Here is a 16,958-nt window from a genome sequence, read left to right on the forward strand (position 1 = left end):
CAGTGTGAGGCTTAGATAAATGCGGGAATAGCTCAGTTGGTAGAGCGCAACCTTGCCAAGGTTGAGGTCGTCGGTTCGAGACCGATTTCCCGCTCCAATTTATGATCTACAGACTTCCACTGACGTCTGTAAGTCATTGAAAAGAGGAGCTTCGGCTCCTTTTTTCATTCCAGCGAAAGCCACGGAAGTCCACTGACAGCCACCATTTTTGAGGCCAAAAACAAGGCCAAAGAATGCGGGTCGTGCCGGTTCCGGGTTGTTGCTGGGGTTGGATCGGGATGACAAGCAGCATCGGGCCTAAGTCCAAGACTTAGGAGCTTGATGATGACACTCTCTGATCTGACCGTGCGGCAAGCCAAGGCCGCCGAGAAAACCTACAGCATCCCCGACACCGATGGCCTCGGCCTGGTGGTCGCCCGCACCGGCGGCAAGTCGTGGCATTTGCGCTATTACTGGCTCGGCAAGCAAAAGCGCATCTCCCTGGGGAACTACCCCGAGATCGGTTTGCGCGAAGCGCGCACCTTGCGCGACGAAGCCCGGGCGCTTCTGGCAAAGGGCGTCAACCCCCATACCGATCGGAAACAGAAGCGACACGCGGTCAAGCTTGCGGCCGACTACACCTTCAAGGCCGTCTTCGATGCGTGGGTCGAGCATCGCCGCAAGGAAATCAAGGAGGGCAGGAACAGCACGCTGTCGCAGATCCTGCGGATCTTCAACAAGGACGTGCTGCCTAGCCTCAAGCAGATGTCGATCTACGACATTCGCCGGCCCCAACTCCTGGGCGTCCTGGCGAGGATCGAGGAGCGCAAGGCGTTCACCACTGCCGAGAAGGTCCGCACCTGGCTGGGGCAGTTGTTCCGCTATGCCCTCGTCATCGTGGAGGGGCTGGAAGCCAATCCGGCCTCCGACCTGGACGTGGTGGCCGAGCCCAAGCCCCCGGTGAACCACAACCCCTACCTGCATCTTCCGGAGCTTCCCGAGTTCCTGCACAAGCTCAGGCTCTACAACCCTCGTGGTTGGCAGACCCAACTCGGCATCCGGCTGCTGTTCCTGACCGGCGTGCGTACCGGCGAGCTGCGGCTGGCGACCCCGGACCAGTTCGATCTCGACCGTGGCCTGTGGATCATCCCGCCGCAGATCGTCAAGCAACTCCAGGACGAGATGCGCAAGGCCGGCAAGCGCCCGCAGGACGTTCCGCCCTACATCGTGCCGTTGTCCGTGCAGGCCATCGAGATCGTGCGCTACCTGTTGGGTGTGATGAGGCCGGCTCAGGTCCATCTGCTCACGCACCGCAGCGAACTCAAGAAGCGCATCAGCGAGAACACCCTCAACGCGGCCTTGAAACGAATGGGCTACAAGGATCAACTGACCGGTCACGGCATCCGCGGAACCATCTCGACGGCGCTCAACGAGATCGGCTATCCCAAGATTTGGGTGGACGCGCAGCTTTCGCACTCGGACCCGAACAAGGTGCGTATTCCACGCGATGGCGGACACGATTCCATGCTGATGGCGGACAGTGTTCCAGCGTGATGGCGGACAGTGTTCCACGCTGAAGGCGGACAGCATTCCAAACTGATGGCGGACACCTGCGGGGTGTTCTGAGTGACCCGAACGCGGCATACGCTGCCCGGTTTTTTGACCGGAACCAGCGATGCCCACACCCAGGGTCACCATGAGCAAACTACGACACACACTGCAACTGCTGCACCGCGGGGCCTTGAGCACCCGTCAAATCGGTGCCGCCCTCGGCATCTCCAAATCCACTGTCAGCGAGATAGCCAGCTACGCGCGCGTGGCCGGCGTGGACTGGGCACTGGCCCAGAGCCTGAACGACGACGAACTCCAGGCCCGGCTCTACAAGCCACCCGTGGCGCGCGAGTCCCGGCACCTTGAACCCGACCACGCCCACATCCACCGCGAACTGCGCCGACCTGGCGTGACGCTGCAGTTGCTTTGGGAGGAATACCAGCAACAGCACAGCGGGCAGGCGTACAAGTACAGCGCCTTCTGCGAGAAGTACAAGGCCTGGGCCCGGCGCCTGCAGCGCTCCATGCGCCAGACCCACACGGGCGGTGACAAGCTCTTTGTGGACTACGCCGGCCAGACCGTTCCCGTGGTGGATGCCGACACTGGCGAGATACGCCAGGCCCAGGTCTTCGTGGCCGTGCTGGGCGCATCGAACTACACCTACGCCTGCGCCACCGCCAGCCAGAAGGCCACCGACTGGGTGGCCAGCATCATTAGCGCGCTGGAGTTCATCGGCGGCGTGCCCCGCCTGCTGGTGCCTGACCAGCCGCGCGCCCTCATGGCCCGACCCGACCGTTACGAGCCCACCGCGCACCGCCTGCTCGAAGAGCTCTGTGCGCACTACAGCCTGGCCGTGATGCCCGCGCGCCCGGCCAAGCCACGCGACAAACCCAAGGTGGAGGTCGCTGTGCAGGTGGTCGAGCGCTGGATTCTGGCCAGGCTGCGCCACCAGACCTTCTTCAGCCTGGCCGAGCTCAACCGGGCGATTGCCGCCTTGCTGGTGGACTTGAACCAGCGCGCGTTCAAGAAGCTGCCGGGCAACCGCACCAGCGCCTTCGCCGAACTCGACCGGCCAGCCCTGCGCCCCCTGCCGCCGGTGCGCATGCCCATCGCGCGCTTCAAACCCGCCCGCGTCAACATCGATTACCACGTTGAGCTCGATGGCCACTACTACTCGGTGCCCCACGCCCTGGTGGGTGAGCCGGTGGAGTTGCGCATCACGGCCGGCACGCTCGAAGTCCTGCATGGCGGCAAGCGTGTGGCCGCCCACGCCCTCAATCCCCGACGGGGTGCACACACCACCACGCCCGAGCACATGCCGGCCTCGCACCGGGCGCACCTGCAGTGGACGCCGGCCAAGCTCATCGCCTGGGGTGAGCGCGTGGGCGCGGCCACCGCCGCCGTGGTGCGCTGGCAGATGGAGCACCGCCAGCATCCCGAGCAGGGTTACCGCTCCTGTCTGGGCCTCATGCGCCTGGGCCGTGAGTACGGGGCTGACCGGCTGGAGGCCGCCTGTGCGCGGGCGCAGTCGATTCGCTCACCGTCCTACAAGAGCATCGCCTCCATCCTGGGCTGCGGCCTGGACCAGCGGCCGCTGGATGCACCGATGGCCGTGCAGGCGAGCCTGCCGCTGCACGAGAACGTGCGCGGGCCGGGCTACTACCACTGAACTCCAACGTGCAAGCAAACCTAACAAGGAAGAACCATGCTCAACGAACAGACCTTGAACCAACTGCGCGCCCTGCGCCTGGACGGCATGGTGGCCGCCCTCAGCGACGCGGCCACCCACATCACGGCCAGCGAGCTGCCCTTTGAACAACGCCTGGCGCTGCTGGTGCAGCGCGAGGTGGACTGGCGTGACAGCAAGCGCCTGGAGCGCCTGTTGAAGGCGGCCCGCCTGAAGGTCTCCAGTGCCTGCCTGGAGGACATCGACTGGCGCGCCAGCCGGGGCCTGAGCCGAGAGGTCATCACCAGCCTGGCCGGCGGGGACTGGCTGCGCCATGGCCACAACGTGCTGCTGACCGGCGCCACCGGGTGCGGCAAGACGTGGCTTGCCTGCGCACTGGGGCAGCAGGCCGCACGCCTGGGCTTCTCGGTGCTCTACACCCGCGCGCCACGGCTGCTGCAGGAGCTGCACGTAGCCCACGGCGATGGCAGCCTGGGCAAACGGCTGGCGCAACTGGCGCGGCTGGACCTGCTCATCCTGGACGACTTCGGCATCGCGCCGATTGCCGCGCACGAGCGAAACGACCTGCTGGAGTTGCTGGACGACCGGGTGGGTACTCGCTCGACGCTCATCACCAGCCAGTTGCCAGTAACGGCCTGGCACGCCTGGCTGGACGAGCCCACGCTGGCCGACGCCATCCTGGACCGCATCGTGCACGGCTCACACAAGATAGCCCTCAAGGGCGAGTCGATGAGAAAGCTCACCAAGGCCGTCTGAGCCGGCCGCGCCGACCGCCATTCCACGCTGATGGCGGACACTTCGGCTACGATTTGAGCGTCACTCAGGACACCCGCGCAACGTGTCCGCCATCGCCTGGAACGCTGTCCGCGATGGGAATGGAATCACTGTCCGCCATCAGTGGAATGCGCAAACAAGGTGAGTTCGGCCTACAACCACGCCAAGTATGTTGAGCCGCGCCGCCGGATGATGCAGGACTGGGCGGATCGTCTCGATCTGCTCGAACAGGGCCAAGTGGAAGCGGCCAGCGCGCATCTGACGATGCGTATCGACGGGGTGCCGGCGATGGCGGAAACTGAGGACGTGGTGGACGCGGTCCCCATGGTGGCCGAGCCCGCTTCCCCTGGCGTCCCGCCGATGGTGGCCACGCCCATCGTCGTGACCCCGAACAGTGGCGAGATCACGTTCCAGCGGCTGTCGCAGGTGCCGCCACCGCCGACGCATGCTCCGGAGCCGGAAGTCTCCGCAATCCAGCGGGAGCGCGAGGAAATGCTGGCCATGTACGAGTCGCCGAACAATCTGCCGGTGCCGCTGTTCGGCAAGCTGGCCGGAAAGTCCAAGGACCAGATCAACCGGGAGCTGAAAGCCGGCAAGCTACTGTCCATCAGCCTGGGCAATCGGGGGCAGCGGGTTCCCGACTGGCAACTGGTGCCGCTCAAGCACAAGCTGGCTCAGGTGCTCATGAATCAATGTCCGCGGGCGGACTCGTGGGATCTGTATCGCATGCTCACCCGGCCACATCCGGACCTGGGTGATCGTGCCGCCATCGACATCGTGACGCCAAGCAATCTGGGCATGGTCGTCCGGGTCATCGCGGCCACCCACCAGCAGACAGGTGCGTCTGAGGCTGGCTTGCCGCCGAGGCTCATCCCCGAGGACGTCCAGCAGAGCGTTCGTCGGCTGGTGGACAGCGCTGCGATGCTTGAGACGGCGTAATCCGAGGTTCGACGGTACCGTGGCCAGCGGCACCATTCCTGTCGCTGACCACTGCATTTCGCCTTATTGCAACGATGTGCCCGAGCGCACCACGACGGCGTACAGATCGGCAATCGTCGCCAACGCGCCCTCATGCAGCACCTCGGCCGACACATTCACCACGCCCCTTCGGATGGGCCGCGTCGCGCATGCATCGGCCACCATGGTGGGCTGGTTGCCGCGTAGAAACGCACCCTCGGCGGTGAACGTCACGCACATGTGAGTCATTAATCCCATGACGATGACCTGTTTGTTACCGGCCGCCTCAACGCGCTCGCCCAAATCGGTGCCGACGAATGCATTGGGCGCCGTCTTGACGACCACGGGCTCGTTGGACAGCGGCGCGACGGCGGGATGAATCTGCCGATCTTGGCGGCGAGGTCGTAGGGCGAGCCCTCTCCACCATCGTGAACGACATGGATGCTGTTGGTGCCGGCGGCGCGCGCCCGGGTCAACAGTTCAGATGCCGAAGCCAGCGCCGGCTGCCAGCCGGCCAGTTCCATGACGCCGCGCGTGTAGGTGTTCTGGTAGTCCACGAGGATCAAGGTGGCACCGTCTAACGTGGCCGGTGTGGGGTCCAGTCCGTTGAGCTGGCGCAGCGTGGTCGAGGAGTTCATGGTTGTACTTCCTTGAATGGGAAATGGAGGATCCGGCCATCAGAAATGACCGCCTCGTCATGCTAGTGTAGTGTTGCATTCTGTTTGGAACTTAATCGGCTATTGGCGCGGATGACCTTTTGCAGGATGTCGCGAGCGTTCTTGGTCCAGATGAACGGCTTGGGGTTGGTGTTGTGATGCGCGATGTACTCATCGATGGCCGAGACGAGTTCGGGCACGCTGGTGAACACCCCGCGGCGTAGCCGGTTCTCGGAGATGTCGCGAAAGAAGCGCTCGACCATGTTCAGCCACGATGCCGAGGTCGGCGTGAAGTGCATGTTGAATCTGGGGTGCTTGGCCAGCCACTCCTGCACAGCTGGATGCTTGTGCGTGGCGTAGTTGTCGGCGATCAGATGCAGCGTCTTGTCCTTGGGCGTCTCCCGATTGATTTGACGCAGGAACTTCAGCCACTCGATGTGGGTGTGGCGCTGCTGGCACTGGCCGATGACCTGACCGTTGAGCACGTTGAGCGCAGCGAACAAGGTGGTTGTGCCGTTGCGCTTGTAGTCGTGCGTCATGGTGGCCGCGCGCCCCTTCTTGAGCGGCAGCCCGGGCTGCGTTCGGTCCAGCGCCTGCACCTGGCTCTTTTCGTCGCAGCACAGCACCAGCGCATGCTCGGGCGGCGACATGTAAAGCCCCACGATGTCTTCGAGCTTTTGCACGAACTGCGGATCGCGCGAGACCTTGAAGCCGCGCACGATGTGAGGCTTGAGACCGTGGGCCTGCCAATGGCGCATCACGGTGCTGGCGCTGACGCCCAACTCAGCGGCCATCGTGCGCGTGCTCCAGTGCGTGGCCGCCTCGGGCTTGGTCTGTGTGGTTAGCTTCACAAGCTTGGCCACATCCACCTTCACCGGCGGTGCGCCGCGCGGCAAGTCGCGCTCGATACCTTGCAGCCCCAATTGCAGGTAGCGTTCACGCCAGCGCGCCACCTGCACGCGCCCAATGCCAAGCTGCTCGGCAATATCCTTGTTTTGCAGCCCCTGCGCGGCCAGCAGCACGATCTGGGCGCGCTGGGCCAATCTGACGCTGGTGCGCTTGGAGCGCGCCAGCCGGCTCAGCTCGCTTTCCTCTTCATCCGTCAACACAATCGTCGGGGCAACTCGCAATTTTTCACTCCAATGCAAACCGTAGTAGAGCATTGGAGCGTGGTTGCTCAATTAAGTTTCATTAAGAATCAAACACTACACTAGAAGCGCAGCGGAATGTCGGCAATGTCATCTAACATGTAGATTCAGACATTGCGGTGCGCGGGCACCCACGGAGCTTGCAGCATGGCAAACATCAAGCGCCTCATCGTCATGGTGCTGTTCGAGCACGTCTATCTGCTGGACGTGACCGGTCCGGCCGAGGTGTTCTCACTTCTTCAGCGCGAGATGGACGAGCCGACGGGCTACGAGGTGGTGTTGGCGGCTGCGACGCTTGCGCCCGTCATGACTTCGGCCGGTGTGCGTGTACTGCCCGATACGACATTCGCCGACCTCGCCCCCCGTAGGATCGACACCCTCGTGGTGCCGGGCGCGGTCGAGGTCGATGCGCAGCGACGCGTGCGCGCCGTCGTAGCGCCTTCGGTGGTGGTATCTGTGAGGGCGCTTGCAGGCCATACCCGACGCCTCGCGTCCGTGTGCGTGGGCGCGCATGTCCTGGCTGCGGCAGGCCTGCTCGAAGGCCGTCGTGTCACCACACATTGGTCCACCGCGCAACAACTCGCTGACGAGCACCCGGAGGTCAAGGTGGATGCCGACCCGATCTTCATCCGCGACCGTGATGTCTGGACCGGCGCCGGCCTGACCGCCTGTCTGGACCTGGCGTTGGCTTTGGTCGCCGATGACTTCGGCGAGCGGTTGGCGCTGCGCGTGGCGCGCCAACTGGTGATGTTCCTAAAGCGCCCGAGTGGGCAAAGCCAATTCAGTGCCTCGCTGGAACCGGCGTCCAAGACCCGGCGCATGGATGCGCTGCGCCACTACATCATGCGCTGCATCGGTAAGCCCATGAGCATCGCGGAACTGGCCGAACAGGCACATGTAAGCGATCGGCAACTGACCCGCATCTTCAAGACGGAATTGAACATGACGCCGGCCGCTTACATTGAATCGGTGCGCGTGGAGATGGCGCGCAATCGGTTGGAAACCACCGACGAACCGCTTGAACGGATTGCCACAACCTGCGGCTTCAATACCACTGACGCGCTCAACCGCGCATTCCGCAGGACCCTGGGCACCACGCCGGCCGAGTACCGCAGCCGGTTCAGGACAGTGTGCTGATCGCGCCCGCCTCGCCTGTCACTATCAGATCGTAACTGCAACCTGCAGCGCTCTGCGCTCGAACCGCTCGGTCGCCGGAGTGGCTTGTACGTAGGGCCGCTGGAGGTACGTCACGACCTCGTAGGGGCCGTCGGCGAGCGATCGCATACTGAGTCCCCATCCGTGAGCGCGCTCGATGCGCGATTGCGTAGAGATTCCCACGCCATAGCCTGCGGCGACCTTGAGCGCCAGCATCTCGAAGGAAGCCACGTACTGCGTGCTCTGCTGCCTCACCGCAGGAAGTGAAGACAACCGCTGATCCAGCAAAGGGCAACTCTCTGCCTGCCAGCGGAAGACAGGGTGATCCAGCAAATCGGCGATCGCGAGCTTGGCGTGATCCATCAAAGAGGATCGCAACGGCATAGCAACTGCCATGTGCTCGATCCACAAGGGTTGTGTATGGAGAGCCGAATCGGTCGCTCCTTGAAGCGACATCGCTGCGTCGTAATGGCCATCCTTCAGTCCCGCAAGAATCTCGTCACCTCTGACCTCAAGGAGCGCTATGGTGACCTCTGGCTCTTCGGCGCGTTGGAGCGCAAGCAGGTCCGAAAGCCTCGATGACGTTACGCCTGGCGCTATCGCAAGCCTGAGATGGGGAGGTTGGCTGATGACGGTGGGCATGTGAGCCTATAAAAGCGAAAAAGCAGATCAGGTTCAGCCAACATGAATTAATAGAGTGAAGTTTAACGTCTATAACTTTAACGTGGTTAATTTTTGCGGATTATTCGACGCTTCTGCTGATGCAGAAGCCCACTATTCAGCCAGGTCGTCCCGCTGGCACATCTACGTATGAGTCCGCTCCAGCAATGGCGTTTGGGCAGGCCGTACGCGCAGCGCGTGTCGCTCAAGCAATCGCTCAAGACGAGTTCGCAGCCCTGGCAGGGAGGGTGTGCAGAATTTTGTGTAAACGGACAATCCACCGCCGGCGTAAGCCGGCCTGTCCGTAAGCACAATGAACACCAAGAAACACGACGTACCCGAAGAACTGCTGTCTGGCCTGCTGGCCAACTACAAGAAGCCCGAAGACCTCATCGGCGAGAACGGTCTGCTCAAGCAACTTACCAAGCTGCTGGTCGAGCGAGCCCTGGACGCTGAGCTGACTGAGCACCTGGGCCATGAACGCAACGAGGCGGTGGCCAACCCCGCTGGCAACACCCGCAACGGCAAGAGCAAGAAGACCCTCAAGGGCGAGTTCGGCGAATTGCCCATCGAAGTGCCACGCGACCGCCATGGCAGCTTCGAGCCTCAGCTCATCCCCAAGCACCAGACCCGCTGGGCCGGCTTCGACGACAAAATCATCTCGCTGTACGCCCGTGGCATGACGGTGCGCGAGATACAGGCCCACCTCGAAGAGATGTACGGCACCGAGGTCTCACCCAGCCTGATTTCCTCGGTGACAGATGCCGTGGCCGACGAGGTCAAGGCCTGGCAGGCCCGACCGCTGGAGCCGATTTATCCCATCGTCTATCTGGACTGCATCCATGTGAAGGTGCGCGAGGGCGCGGTGCGGGTCAAGGCGGTGTACCTGGCCATCGGCATCACCATGACGGGCGACAAGGAGGTGCTGGGCCTGTGGCTGGCCCAGACCGAGGGCGCCAAGTTCTGGCTGCAGGTGGTCACCGAGTTGCGCAACCGGGGCGTGCAGGACATCTTCATCGCCTGCGTCGATGGGCTCAAGGGCTTCCCTGACGCCATTGAGGCCGTCTTTCCCAAGGCGGTGGTGCAACTATGCATCGTTCACATGGTGCGCCACAGCCTGAACTACGTCTCATGGAAGCGCCGCAAAGAGGTGGCTGCCGACCTGCGCCGCATCTACACGGCCGCCACCGCCGAGGAGGCCGAGCTGATGCTCGGGGAATTCGAGGAGCGCTGGGATGCCGAGTACCTGCCCATTGGCCAGTCCTGGCGCAGGAACTGGAGCCGACTCATCCCGTTCTTTGACTACCCGCCGGAAATCCGCAAGGTCATCTACACCACCAACGCCATCGAGTCGGTGAACATGGGCCTGAGGAAGCTGACCAAGAACCGGGGCTCATTCCCCAGCGATGAGGCGCTGAGCAAGCTGTTCTACCTGGCCCTGCGCAACATCAGCCAGAAGTGGACCATGCCCATCCGGGATTGGAAGGCTGCGCTGACCCGCTTTACCATTCAGTTCGGAGACCGCATCTCCGTCAACTGAAGTCCGAACCGTTTACACAAAAATTCGGACACGCCCCTGGCAGGCATTTCGCGCTCGCACATGGGCAAGATCGAGCGTGGCGAGCATGTACCCACGCTCCCCCTCATACTTAAAATTTCCATGGCGCTCAAGATCAGTGCGGCCGAATTGATCGCGGCAACGGAAAGCAATCTTCGCAATCCAACCGAGGCCTGAGATCGAGCGTTCCGAAGGGCAGCACCTTCCCTCAGTCACCCGAGTGTTCGCGCAGGCGCACGATAAATCGCTCCAGCGCCTCCGGCAAGTCGTCGCTATCGGGCCGAAGCAGATAGGTGGTGATCACCGCCGAATCAACGGCCAGGGGACGGACTACGACATCAGGACGCTGGCTGACTGCGATCCTGGCCGCGGTTGTGAAGCCGACACCATAGCCTGCGCCAACCAAGGTGAGCATCATGTCGAGCGAAGACACCTGCTCAGCGACGTTGGGTTCACGTTCCAGCGGCCGCAAGAGCCGGGCCAGTTCACGGCAGTAGCCTTCGCATACCTGTGGGTTGCACAGCACCAGAGGATGGCAGGCGAGTTCGTGCAGGGGAATCTTCTTGTGCGACAACAGCGGGTGCCTAGGAGGCATCGCGACCACCAATGGATCCTGCCAGATTGTTTCGGCCACGATGCCTTCGCCCACATCGGCAGCGTGCGCAAATCCGATGGTGAAGTCGCCTGATCGGAGTCCTCGCACTTGCTCGGCCAAGGGCACTTCGGACAGGCGAATCTCGATCTCCGGCTCTTCCTCGCGACAATGGGCCAGGAACGCCGACAGCCGAGGATCAATCGCGCCGTCGGATACGGCGATGCGCAGGCTCCCTTGTGAGCCCGCTGCTACCGCTTTGACGTTCTCCCGTGCTTGTTCCAATACGGTAAACAATCTGCGAACGTCCTGCAGAAAGGCGACGCCCGCGGAGGTCAGCAGAGTTCCACGTCGATTTCGATCGAAGAGCACCACTCCTAACTCATCCTCAAGTTCCTTGATGGCTCGGGACAGCGGGGGTTGCTCGATATGCAGGCGCTCCGCCGCTCGGGTGAAATGCAACTCTTCTGCTAGGGCTACAAAACAACGAAGGTGTCGCAATTCCATGGATCAGTGCCCCAAGATTGAATGCATGAATTGCTTAACCATTGTTCAGGTCACCCCTGACAGAGTGATGAGCAGATGATTATTTTCTTGTAAAGATCAATGCAATAGGAAGTCCTTGCCAGAGAGAAATGCTCCCGGCTTCTGCGCGGGCGGCTTGATCCCTCGCGTCCAGCAGGGCCTCGTCGTGAGGCCCTGCCGCGTTGCAACGTTAGCGTGGCTTACGCATCAGCAGGTAGGCAGCCGGAATCACGAACAGCGACAGCAACGGTGCGGTCACCATCCCGCCGAGCATCGGGGCTGCTATGCGGCTCATGACTTCAGAGCCCGTGCCGCTGCTCCAAACAATGGGTACCAGGCCCGCCAGGATGACCGCAACGGTCATCGCTTTTGGGCGCACGCGCAGCACCGCCCCTTCCCGGATCGCATCGAGCAGTTCTTCTCGCGTCGGTTCGCGTCCATCGGGGCAACGTTCCGCCAAGGCCTGCTTCAGATAGATGAGCATCACCACGCCGAACTCCGCCGCCACACCTGCCAGCGCGATGAATCCCACGCCGGTGGCGATGGACAGGTTGTAATTCAGCAGGTACAGGAACCAGATGCCCCCCGTGAGCGCGAAGGGCAAAGTCGCCATGATCAAGCCCGCTTCGTCCACACGCGCGAAGGTCAGGTACAACAGAACGAAGATGATCAACAGGGTGGCAGGCTCCACAACCTTCAGGCGTGCATTGGCCCGCTCCATGTATTCGAACTGCCCGGAGTAGGTGATGCTCACACCCGGCTCCAGCTTGACCTGCTGCCCGATGGCATCGCGCAGTTCATTGGCCACCGAGGCTAGATCACGGCCGCGCACATCGACATAGACCCAACCGGAGGGCCGTGCGTTCTCGCTCTTGAGCATGGGCGGCCCATCGGTGATCGCGATGCGTGCCACGGTCCCCAACGTAATCTGCTGACCCATCGGCGTGAAGATGGGGAGTTCTGCCAGCCGTTGTGGTGAATCACGCCATTCTCGCGCGTAGCGCAGATTGATCGGAAAGCGGGCAAGCCCCTCGACCGTCTCCGAGACGTTTTCGCCACCCACCGCGCCGGCGATGACCGCCTGGATATCGGCGATGTTCAGGCCGTAGCGACCGGCGGCTACGCGATCGATCTGAACATCCACGTAGCGCCCGCCCGTCAAGCGCTCCGCGAGTGATGACGTCACGCCGGGAATGCCCTTGGCGACCTGCTCGACCTCTGCAGCGATGCGATCGATCACGCCCAGGTCGTTGCCAGTCACCTTCACCCCGATCGGGCTCTTGATGCCGGTAGCCAGCATATCGATGCGATTGCGGATAGGGGGAATCCATATATTGGACAGGCCCGGGATCTTCACGGCACGATCCAGCTCTTCCACGAGCTTCTCGGGCGTCATGCCTGGACGCCATTGTTCCCTGGGCTTGAGCTTCACCGTGGTCTCGAACATCTCCAGGGGCGCCGGATCGGTCGCAGTTTCGGCCCGTCCTGCCTTGCCGAACACCTTGTCCACTTCAGGTACGGTCTTGATCATGCGGTTGCTCAGCTGCAGCAACTCCGTGGCGCGCTGCGCCGAGAGTCCCGGCAGGGCCGAGGGCATGTAGAGCAGGTCCCCTTCGTCCAACCTCGGCAGAAACTCACCGCCGAGCCGCGCCAAGGGCCAGGCCGTGGTCGCCAAGGCCAGCACGGCGATCAGCAGCGTCGCCTTGGGCCGGCGCAGTACCCACTCCAGTGCTGGCCGGTAGGCTGCAATCAGGATGCGGGTAATGGGGTTCTTCTGCTCATCTGGGATACGCCCGCGAATCCAGTAGCCCATGAGTACGGGAATCAGCGTCACCGACAGCCCTGCGGCCGCAGGCATCGCGTAGGTCTTGGTGAATGCCAGCGGGCCGAACAGCCGGCCTTCCTGCGCTTCTAGGGTGAAGACCGGGATGAACGAGAGCGTGATGATGAGCAGCGAGAAGAAGAGCGCAGGACCGACTTCCTCCGCGGCCTGTGTGATCACGTCCCACCGTTCCTTGCCCTGCAGTCGTTGATTCGGGTGCGCGTGCTGCCAAGCCTCCAGCTTCTTGTGGGCGTTCTCGATCATCACCACCGCTGCATCCACCATCGCCCCCACGGCGATGGCAATCCCCCCCAGCGACATGATGTTGGCGTTGATGCCCTGGTAGCGCATGACCAGGAACGCCGTCATCACGCCCAGAGGTAGCGAGATGATGGCCACCAGCGCAGAACGAAGATGCCAAAGGAACAGTGCGCAGACCAGCGCCACCACCAGAAACTCTTCGCCCAGCTTGGTCGTGAGATTGCGAATGGCCCGCTCGATCAGCGCGCTGCGGTCGTAGGTGGTGACGATCTCGACGCCCGGCGGCAGGCTGCCCTGCAGCTCCGCCAGCTTGGCCTTGACGGCAGCGATCGTCTCCTGGGCATTCTTGCCGGAGCGCAGCACCACCACGCCGCCGGCGACCTCGCCTTCTCCGTCGAGTTCCGCAATGCCACGCCGCATCTCCGGGCCTATCTGGAGCATCGCCACATCCCCCAGCCGCACCGGCACACCGCCGCGTGCCGTCAAGGGGATCTCCCGGAACTCGTCCAGGGTCTTGAGGTATCCGCTCGCGCGGACCATGTACTCCGCGCCTGACAATTCCAGGACGGAGCCGCCGGTCTCCTGGTTGGCCGCCATCAGGGCATCGCGGACTTGAGCCTGACTGAGGCCATAGGACGCCAACTTGATCGGGTCGAGCACGACCTGGTACTGCTTGACCATGCCCCCCACCGATGCCACCTCGGCCACGTTGGGCAGGCTCTTGAGTTCGAACTTCAGGAACCAGTCCTGCAACGCACGCAGTTGCGCCAGATCGTTCTTGCCCGTGCGATCCACGAGCGCGTACTGGAAGATCCAGCCGACGCCTGTGGCGTCCGGACCCAGGGCCGGCTTCGCCGTGGCGGGCAATCGGCCCTGGACCTGGTTCAGGTATTCCAGTACCCGTGAGCGGGCCCAGTACAGGTCGGTTCCGTCCTCGAACAAGACATAGACGAACGAGTCGCCAAAGAACGAGAAGCCGCGCACGGTCTTGGCCCCTGGCACCGACAGCATGGTGGTGGCCAACGGGTAGGTGACCTGGTTCTCGACGATCTGCGGCGCCTGTCCTGGGTAGTTGGTGCGAATGATGACCTGCACGTCTGACAAGTCCGGCAGCGCATCCACGGGCGTGCTGCGAACGCCCCACACGCCCCATGCCGTGAGCATGGCGGTGGCCAGCAGCACCAGGAAGCGATTGGCCACCGACCATCGAATCAGCTTGGCGATCATGGCTGCACCTTTTCGATGGCCGTGATCACGTAGTCCTCACCTTGCTTGGAGAAGGTGAATCGCACCTGCTGCCGAACCGAAAGACCCGCGGCGAGCTGCGGGCTGCTCAGCTTGAAGCCCATGGTCATGGCCGGCCATTGGAGGGCCGGCACGGCCTCGTGCGCCAGCGTCAGCTCGGTGGGCGACATCTCCTCGATTGTTAATTTCCACGCAAAACTGACCCGCCTCAAACCCGCTAGTGTAGTGTTTGATTCTTAATGAAACTTAATTGAGCAACCACGCTCCAATGCTCTACTACGGTTTGCATTGGAGTGAAAAATTGCGAGTTGCCCCGACGATTGTGTTGACGGATGAAGAGGAAAGCGAGCTGAGCCGGCTGGCGCGCTCCAAGCGCACCAGCGTCAGATTGGCCCAGCGCGCCCAGATCGTGCTGCTGGCCGCGCAGGGGCTGCAAAACAAGGATATTGCCGAGCAGCTTGGCATTGGGCGCGTGCAGGTGGCGCGCTGGCGTGAACGCTACCTGCAATTGGGGCTGCAAGGTATCGAGCGCGACTTGCCGCGCGGCGCACCGCCGGTGAAGGTGGATGTGGCCAAGCTTGTGAAGCTAACCACACAGACCAAGCCCGAGGCGGCCACGCACTGGAGCACGCGCACGATGGCCGCTGAGTTGGGCGTCAGCGCCAGCACCGTGATGCGCCATTGGCAGGCCCACGGTCTCAAGCCTCACATCGTGCGCGGCTTCAAGGTCTCGCGCGATCCGCAGTTCGTGCAAAAGCTCGAAGACATCGTGGGGCTTTACATGTCGCCGCCCGAGCATGCGCTGGTGCTGTGCTGCGACGAAAAGAGCCAGGTGCAGGCGCTGGACCGAACGCAGCCCGGGCTGCCGCTCAAGAAGGGGCGCGCGGCCACCATGACGCACGACTACAAGCGCAACGGCACAACCACCTTGTTCGCTGCGCTCAACGTGCTCAACGGTCAGGTCATCGGCCAGTGCCAGCAGCGCCACACCCACATCGAGTGGCTGAAGTTCCTGCGTCAAATCAATCGGGAGACGCCCAAGGACAAGACGCTGCATCTGATCGCCGACAACTACGCCACGCACAAGCATCCAGCTGTGCAGGAGTGGCTGGCCAAGCACCCCAGATTCAACATGCACTTCACGCCGACCTCGGCATCGTGGCTGAACATGGTCGAGCGCTTCTTTCGCGACATCTCCGAGAACCGGCTACGCCGCGGGGTGTTCACCAGCGTGCCCGAACTCGTCTCGGCCATCGATGAGTACATCGCGCATCACAACACCAACCCCAAGCCGTTCATCTGGACCAAGAACGCTCGCGACATCCTGCAAAAGGTCATCCGCGCCAATAGCCGATTAAGTTCCAAACAGAATGCAACACTACACTAGGTTCTAGAACCAGAATCGCACGCCAGCCACCCAGCGCGTCTGCTGCGCACGGCCGCCTTCGGCACGCACATAGTCCGCGGTGCGTCCGAAGCTGCCCGCCCGTTCCACGCCGATATAGGGGGCGAACTGGCGACTGAATTCATAGCGCAGGCGCAAGCCAGCAGACGCTTCGGCCAGGCCCTTGCCGATACCGCGTTCCGGGTCGTCCTTGCCATAAAACTGCAACTCGGCGCGAGGCTCCAGAATCAGTCGCTGGGTCAGCAGCAGCTCGTAGCTGCCTTCGACACGCAGCGCCGTACGTCCACCACTTCCCAGGTAGCCCGTCGCCTCCAGCTCGAACCAGTAGGGGGCGAGGCCCTGGATGCCGAAAGCCAACCATTGACGGCTCGGGCCTTCCCCGTTATCCACCCGAACGCCGAGCTGGGTGTCCCAGTACGGTGCGACGGCGTGCCCCCAGAGAAGCTCGGTACGCGATTCTTCGAGCTTTCCTTTGGCGATATCGCCTTCGGCCTTCACGACGGCCTTGTTGTAGGTCGTCCCATACCACGCCTGGAGGTCGTAGGCCGTGGAGTCGTCTCCTTTGCGCGTGAAGCGGCGTTCCAGAGTTTCGCCGCGCAACGAAAAGAACCTGTGTTCGTCGGCCAGCATCAGCCGCGGCACACCGGGTACGGCGTAGTCGCCCGATCCCAATGTCAGGCCATTGGAGTAGCCATGCGGATCGCGGGCGTCAGGAGGCGCCGACCCGCCCTGCATCTGCATGTTGCCGTGATCCATGGCCGGGGCCGCGGTCGAGCCGCTCGCCGACGTCGCGTGACCCGCGTGCGGGTCGGCGGCAGGAGCCACGGTCTGAGTGGATGGCGCGGCCGTTTGAGCGTCGGCCTGGCCGTGCGCTGCATGGTCGTTCTGTGCTTGTGCCTGGGCGGCGACGCTTACCAGGGCCAGAAGCGTCGTGGCCAGTGCGCGAGTGGGGAGTGCTTTGGACATTCTTGGTCTTCCTTGTG

Annotated in this window: 11 protein-coding genes, 1 tRNA gene and 5 pseudogenes; 10 read left to right on the plus strand and 7 right to left on the minus strand. The window is 62.8% G+C overall.

Annotated elements, in window-relative coordinates; genetic code table 11:
• Window positions 1-21 precede the first annotated feature (21 nt).
• The 5 genes and pseudogenes from I3K84_RS18625 to I3K84_RS18645 all read left to right on the plus strand — a co-directional run.
• Window positions 22-97 (plus strand) — tRNA-Gly (locus tag I3K84_RS18625).
• A 227-nt stretch (window positions 98-324) separates the two neighbouring features.
• Window positions 325-1,473, plus strand: a pseudogene (locus I3K84_RS18630) (tyrosine-type recombinase/integrase); the annotation flags it as partial.
• Between the two features lie 181 nt (window positions 1,474-1,654).
• Entirely contained in the window at window positions 1,655-3,199 is a 1,545-nt protein-coding gene (istA, locus tag I3K84_RS18635) for an IS21 family transposase (RefSeq protein WP_196995156.1), read from the plus strand.
• Window positions 3,200-3,235: 36 nt separating this feature from the next.
• On the plus strand, window positions 3,236-3,973 hold the full coding sequence (gene istB / locus I3K84_RS18640) for an IS21-like element helper ATPase IstB (protein WP_011805003.1): 738 nt from the start codon (window positions 3,236-3,238) through the stop codon (window positions 3,971-3,973).
• A 153-nt stretch (window positions 3,974-4,126) separates the two neighbouring features.
• Window positions 4,127-4,930: pseudogene (locus I3K84_RS18645) on the plus strand (integrase); the annotation flags it as partial.
• Between the two features lie 63 nt (window positions 4,931-4,993).
• Here I3K84_RS18645 and I3K84_RS22345 read toward each other — a convergent pair.
• Window positions 4,994-5,329 (minus strand): isochorismatase family protein, encoded by a 336-nt coding sequence (locus tag I3K84_RS22345; protein ID WP_231403488.1) that lies wholly within the window; start codon window positions 5,327-5,329, stop codon window positions 4,994-4,996.
• 319 nt (window positions 5,330-5,648) lie between these two features.
• Complete coding sequence (locus I3K84_RS18655) at window positions 5,649-6,767, minus strand: IS630 family transposase (protein ID WP_231403305.1); 1,119 nt, start codon at window positions 6,765-6,767, stop codon at window positions 5,649-5,651.
• A gap of 132 nt (window positions 6,768-6,899) precedes the next feature.
• Here I3K84_RS18655 and I3K84_RS18660 point away from each other — a divergent pair, with 132 nt between their 5' ends.
• The gene (locus tag I3K84_RS18660) at window positions 6,900-7,889 is read left to right on the plus strand and encodes a GlxA family transcriptional regulator (RefSeq protein WP_009516242.1); all 990 of its coding nucleotides are present in this window, start codon (window positions 6,900-6,902) and stop codon (window positions 7,887-7,889) included.
• A 24-nt stretch (window positions 7,890-7,913) separates the two neighbouring features.
• Here I3K84_RS18660 and I3K84_RS18665 read toward each other — a convergent pair whose 3' ends face one another.
• The gene (locus I3K84_RS18665; protein ID WP_035624309.1) at window positions 7,914-8,549 is read right to left on the minus strand and encodes a LysR substrate-binding domain-containing protein; all 636 of its coding nucleotides are present in this window, start codon (window positions 8,547-8,549) and stop codon (window positions 7,914-7,916) included.
• Between the two features lie 119 nt (window positions 8,550-8,668).
• Here I3K84_RS18665 and I3K84_RS22355 point away from each other — a divergent pair.
• The 3 genes and pseudogenes from I3K84_RS22355 to I3K84_RS18675 all read left to right on the plus strand — a co-directional run.
• Window positions 8,669-8,812, plus strand: a pseudogene (locus I3K84_RS22355) (transcriptional regulator); the annotation flags it as partial.
• Window positions 8,813-8,880: 68 nt separating this feature from the next.
• On the plus strand, window positions 8,881-10,107 hold the full coding sequence (locus tag I3K84_RS18670; protein WP_103738104.1) for an IS256 family transposase: 1,227 nt from the start codon (window positions 8,881-8,883) through the stop codon (window positions 10,105-10,107).
• A 39-nt stretch (window positions 10,108-10,146) separates the two neighbouring features.
• Window positions 10,147-10,302 (plus strand): annotated as a pseudogene (locus I3K84_RS18675) (helix-turn-helix domain-containing protein); the annotation flags it as partial.
• Window positions 10,303-10,333: 31 nt separating this feature from the next.
• On the opposite strand, the gene I3K84_RS18680 reads toward I3K84_RS18675, so the two are convergent.
• The 3 genes and pseudogenes from I3K84_RS18680 to I3K84_RS18690 form a co-directional block, all read right to left on the minus strand.
• A complete protein-coding gene (locus tag I3K84_RS18680) occupies window positions 10,334-11,224 on the minus strand; it encodes a LysR family transcriptional regulator (protein ID WP_196995157.1) in 891 nt (296 codons plus the stop codon).
• A 208-nt stretch (window positions 11,225-11,432) separates the two neighbouring features.
• Window positions 11,433-14,552, minus strand: coding sequence for an efflux RND transporter permease subunit (locus I3K84_RS18685; RefSeq protein WP_011804653.1), 3,120 nt, complete (start codon window positions 14,550-14,552; stop codon window positions 11,433-11,435).
• Window positions 14,549-14,752: pseudogene (locus I3K84_RS18690) on the minus strand (copper-binding protein); the annotation flags it as partial. The gene I3K84_RS18685 and the pseudogene I3K84_RS18690, both read right to left, overlap by 4 nt.
• A gap of 86 nt (window positions 14,753-14,838) precedes the next feature.
• On the opposite strand from I3K84_RS18690, the gene I3K84_RS18695 reads away from it, so the two are divergent.
• A complete protein-coding gene (locus tag I3K84_RS18695; protein ID WP_231403305.1) occupies window positions 14,839-15,957 on the plus strand; it encodes an IS630 family transposase in 1,119 nt (372 codons plus the stop codon).
• 3 nt (window positions 15,958-15,960) lie between these two features.
• Here the strand turns inward: I3K84_RS18695 and I3K84_RS18700 are convergent, their stop codons facing one another.
• Window positions 15,961-16,941: a copper resistance protein B gene (locus I3K84_RS18700; protein ID WP_011804654.1), complete on the minus strand. Its 981-nt coding sequence runs from the start codon at window positions 16,939-16,941 to the stop codon at window positions 15,961-15,963.
• Between the last annotated feature and the right edge of the window lie 17 nt (window positions 16,942-16,958).

The sequence above is a fragment of the Diaphorobacter sp. JS3051 genome, from assembly GCF_015832135.1.
Taxonomy (GTDB): domain Bacteria; phylum Pseudomonadota; class Gammaproteobacteria; order Burkholderiales; family Burkholderiaceae_C; genus Diaphorobacter; species Diaphorobacter nitroreducens.

Coding starts and splice junctions, on each gene's coding strand:
- istA (WP_196995156.1), top strand. CDS start 1,655: ATGCCCACACCCAGGGTCACCATGAGCAAACTACGACACACACTGCAA.
- I3K84_RS18685 (WP_011804653.1), bottom strand. CDS start 14,552: ATGATCGCCAAGCTGATTCGATGGTCGGTGGCCAATCGCTTCCTGGTG.
- I3K84_RS18680 (WP_196995157.1), bottom strand. CDS start 11,224: ATGGAATTGCGACACCTTCGTTGTTTTGTAGCCCTAGCAGAAGAGTTG.
- I3K84_RS18665 (WP_035624309.1), bottom strand. CDS start 8,549: ATGCCCACCGTCATCAGCCAACCTCCCCATCTCAGGCTTGCGATAGCG.
- I3K84_RS18670 (WP_103738104.1), top strand. CDS start 8,881: ATGAACACCAAGAAACACGACGTACCCGAAGAACTGCTGTCTGGCCTG.
- istB (WP_011805003.1), top strand. CDS start 3,236: ATGCTCAACGAACAGACCTTGAACCAACTGCGCGCCCTGCGCCTGGAC.
- I3K84_RS18695 (WP_231403305.1), top strand. CDS start 14,839: ATGCTCTACTACGGTTTGCATTGGAGTGAAAAATTGCGAGTTGCCCCG.
- I3K84_RS18655 (WP_231403305.1), bottom strand. CDS start 6,767: ATGCTCTACTACGGTTTGCATTGGAGTGAAAAATTGCGAGTTGCCCCG.
- I3K84_RS18700 (WP_011804654.1), bottom strand. CDS start 16,941: ATGTCCAAAGCACTCCCCACTCGCGCACTGGCCACGACGCTTCTGGCC.
- I3K84_RS18660 (WP_009516242.1), top strand. CDS start 6,900: ATGGCAAACATCAAGCGCCTCATCGTCATGGTGCTGTTCGAGCACGTC.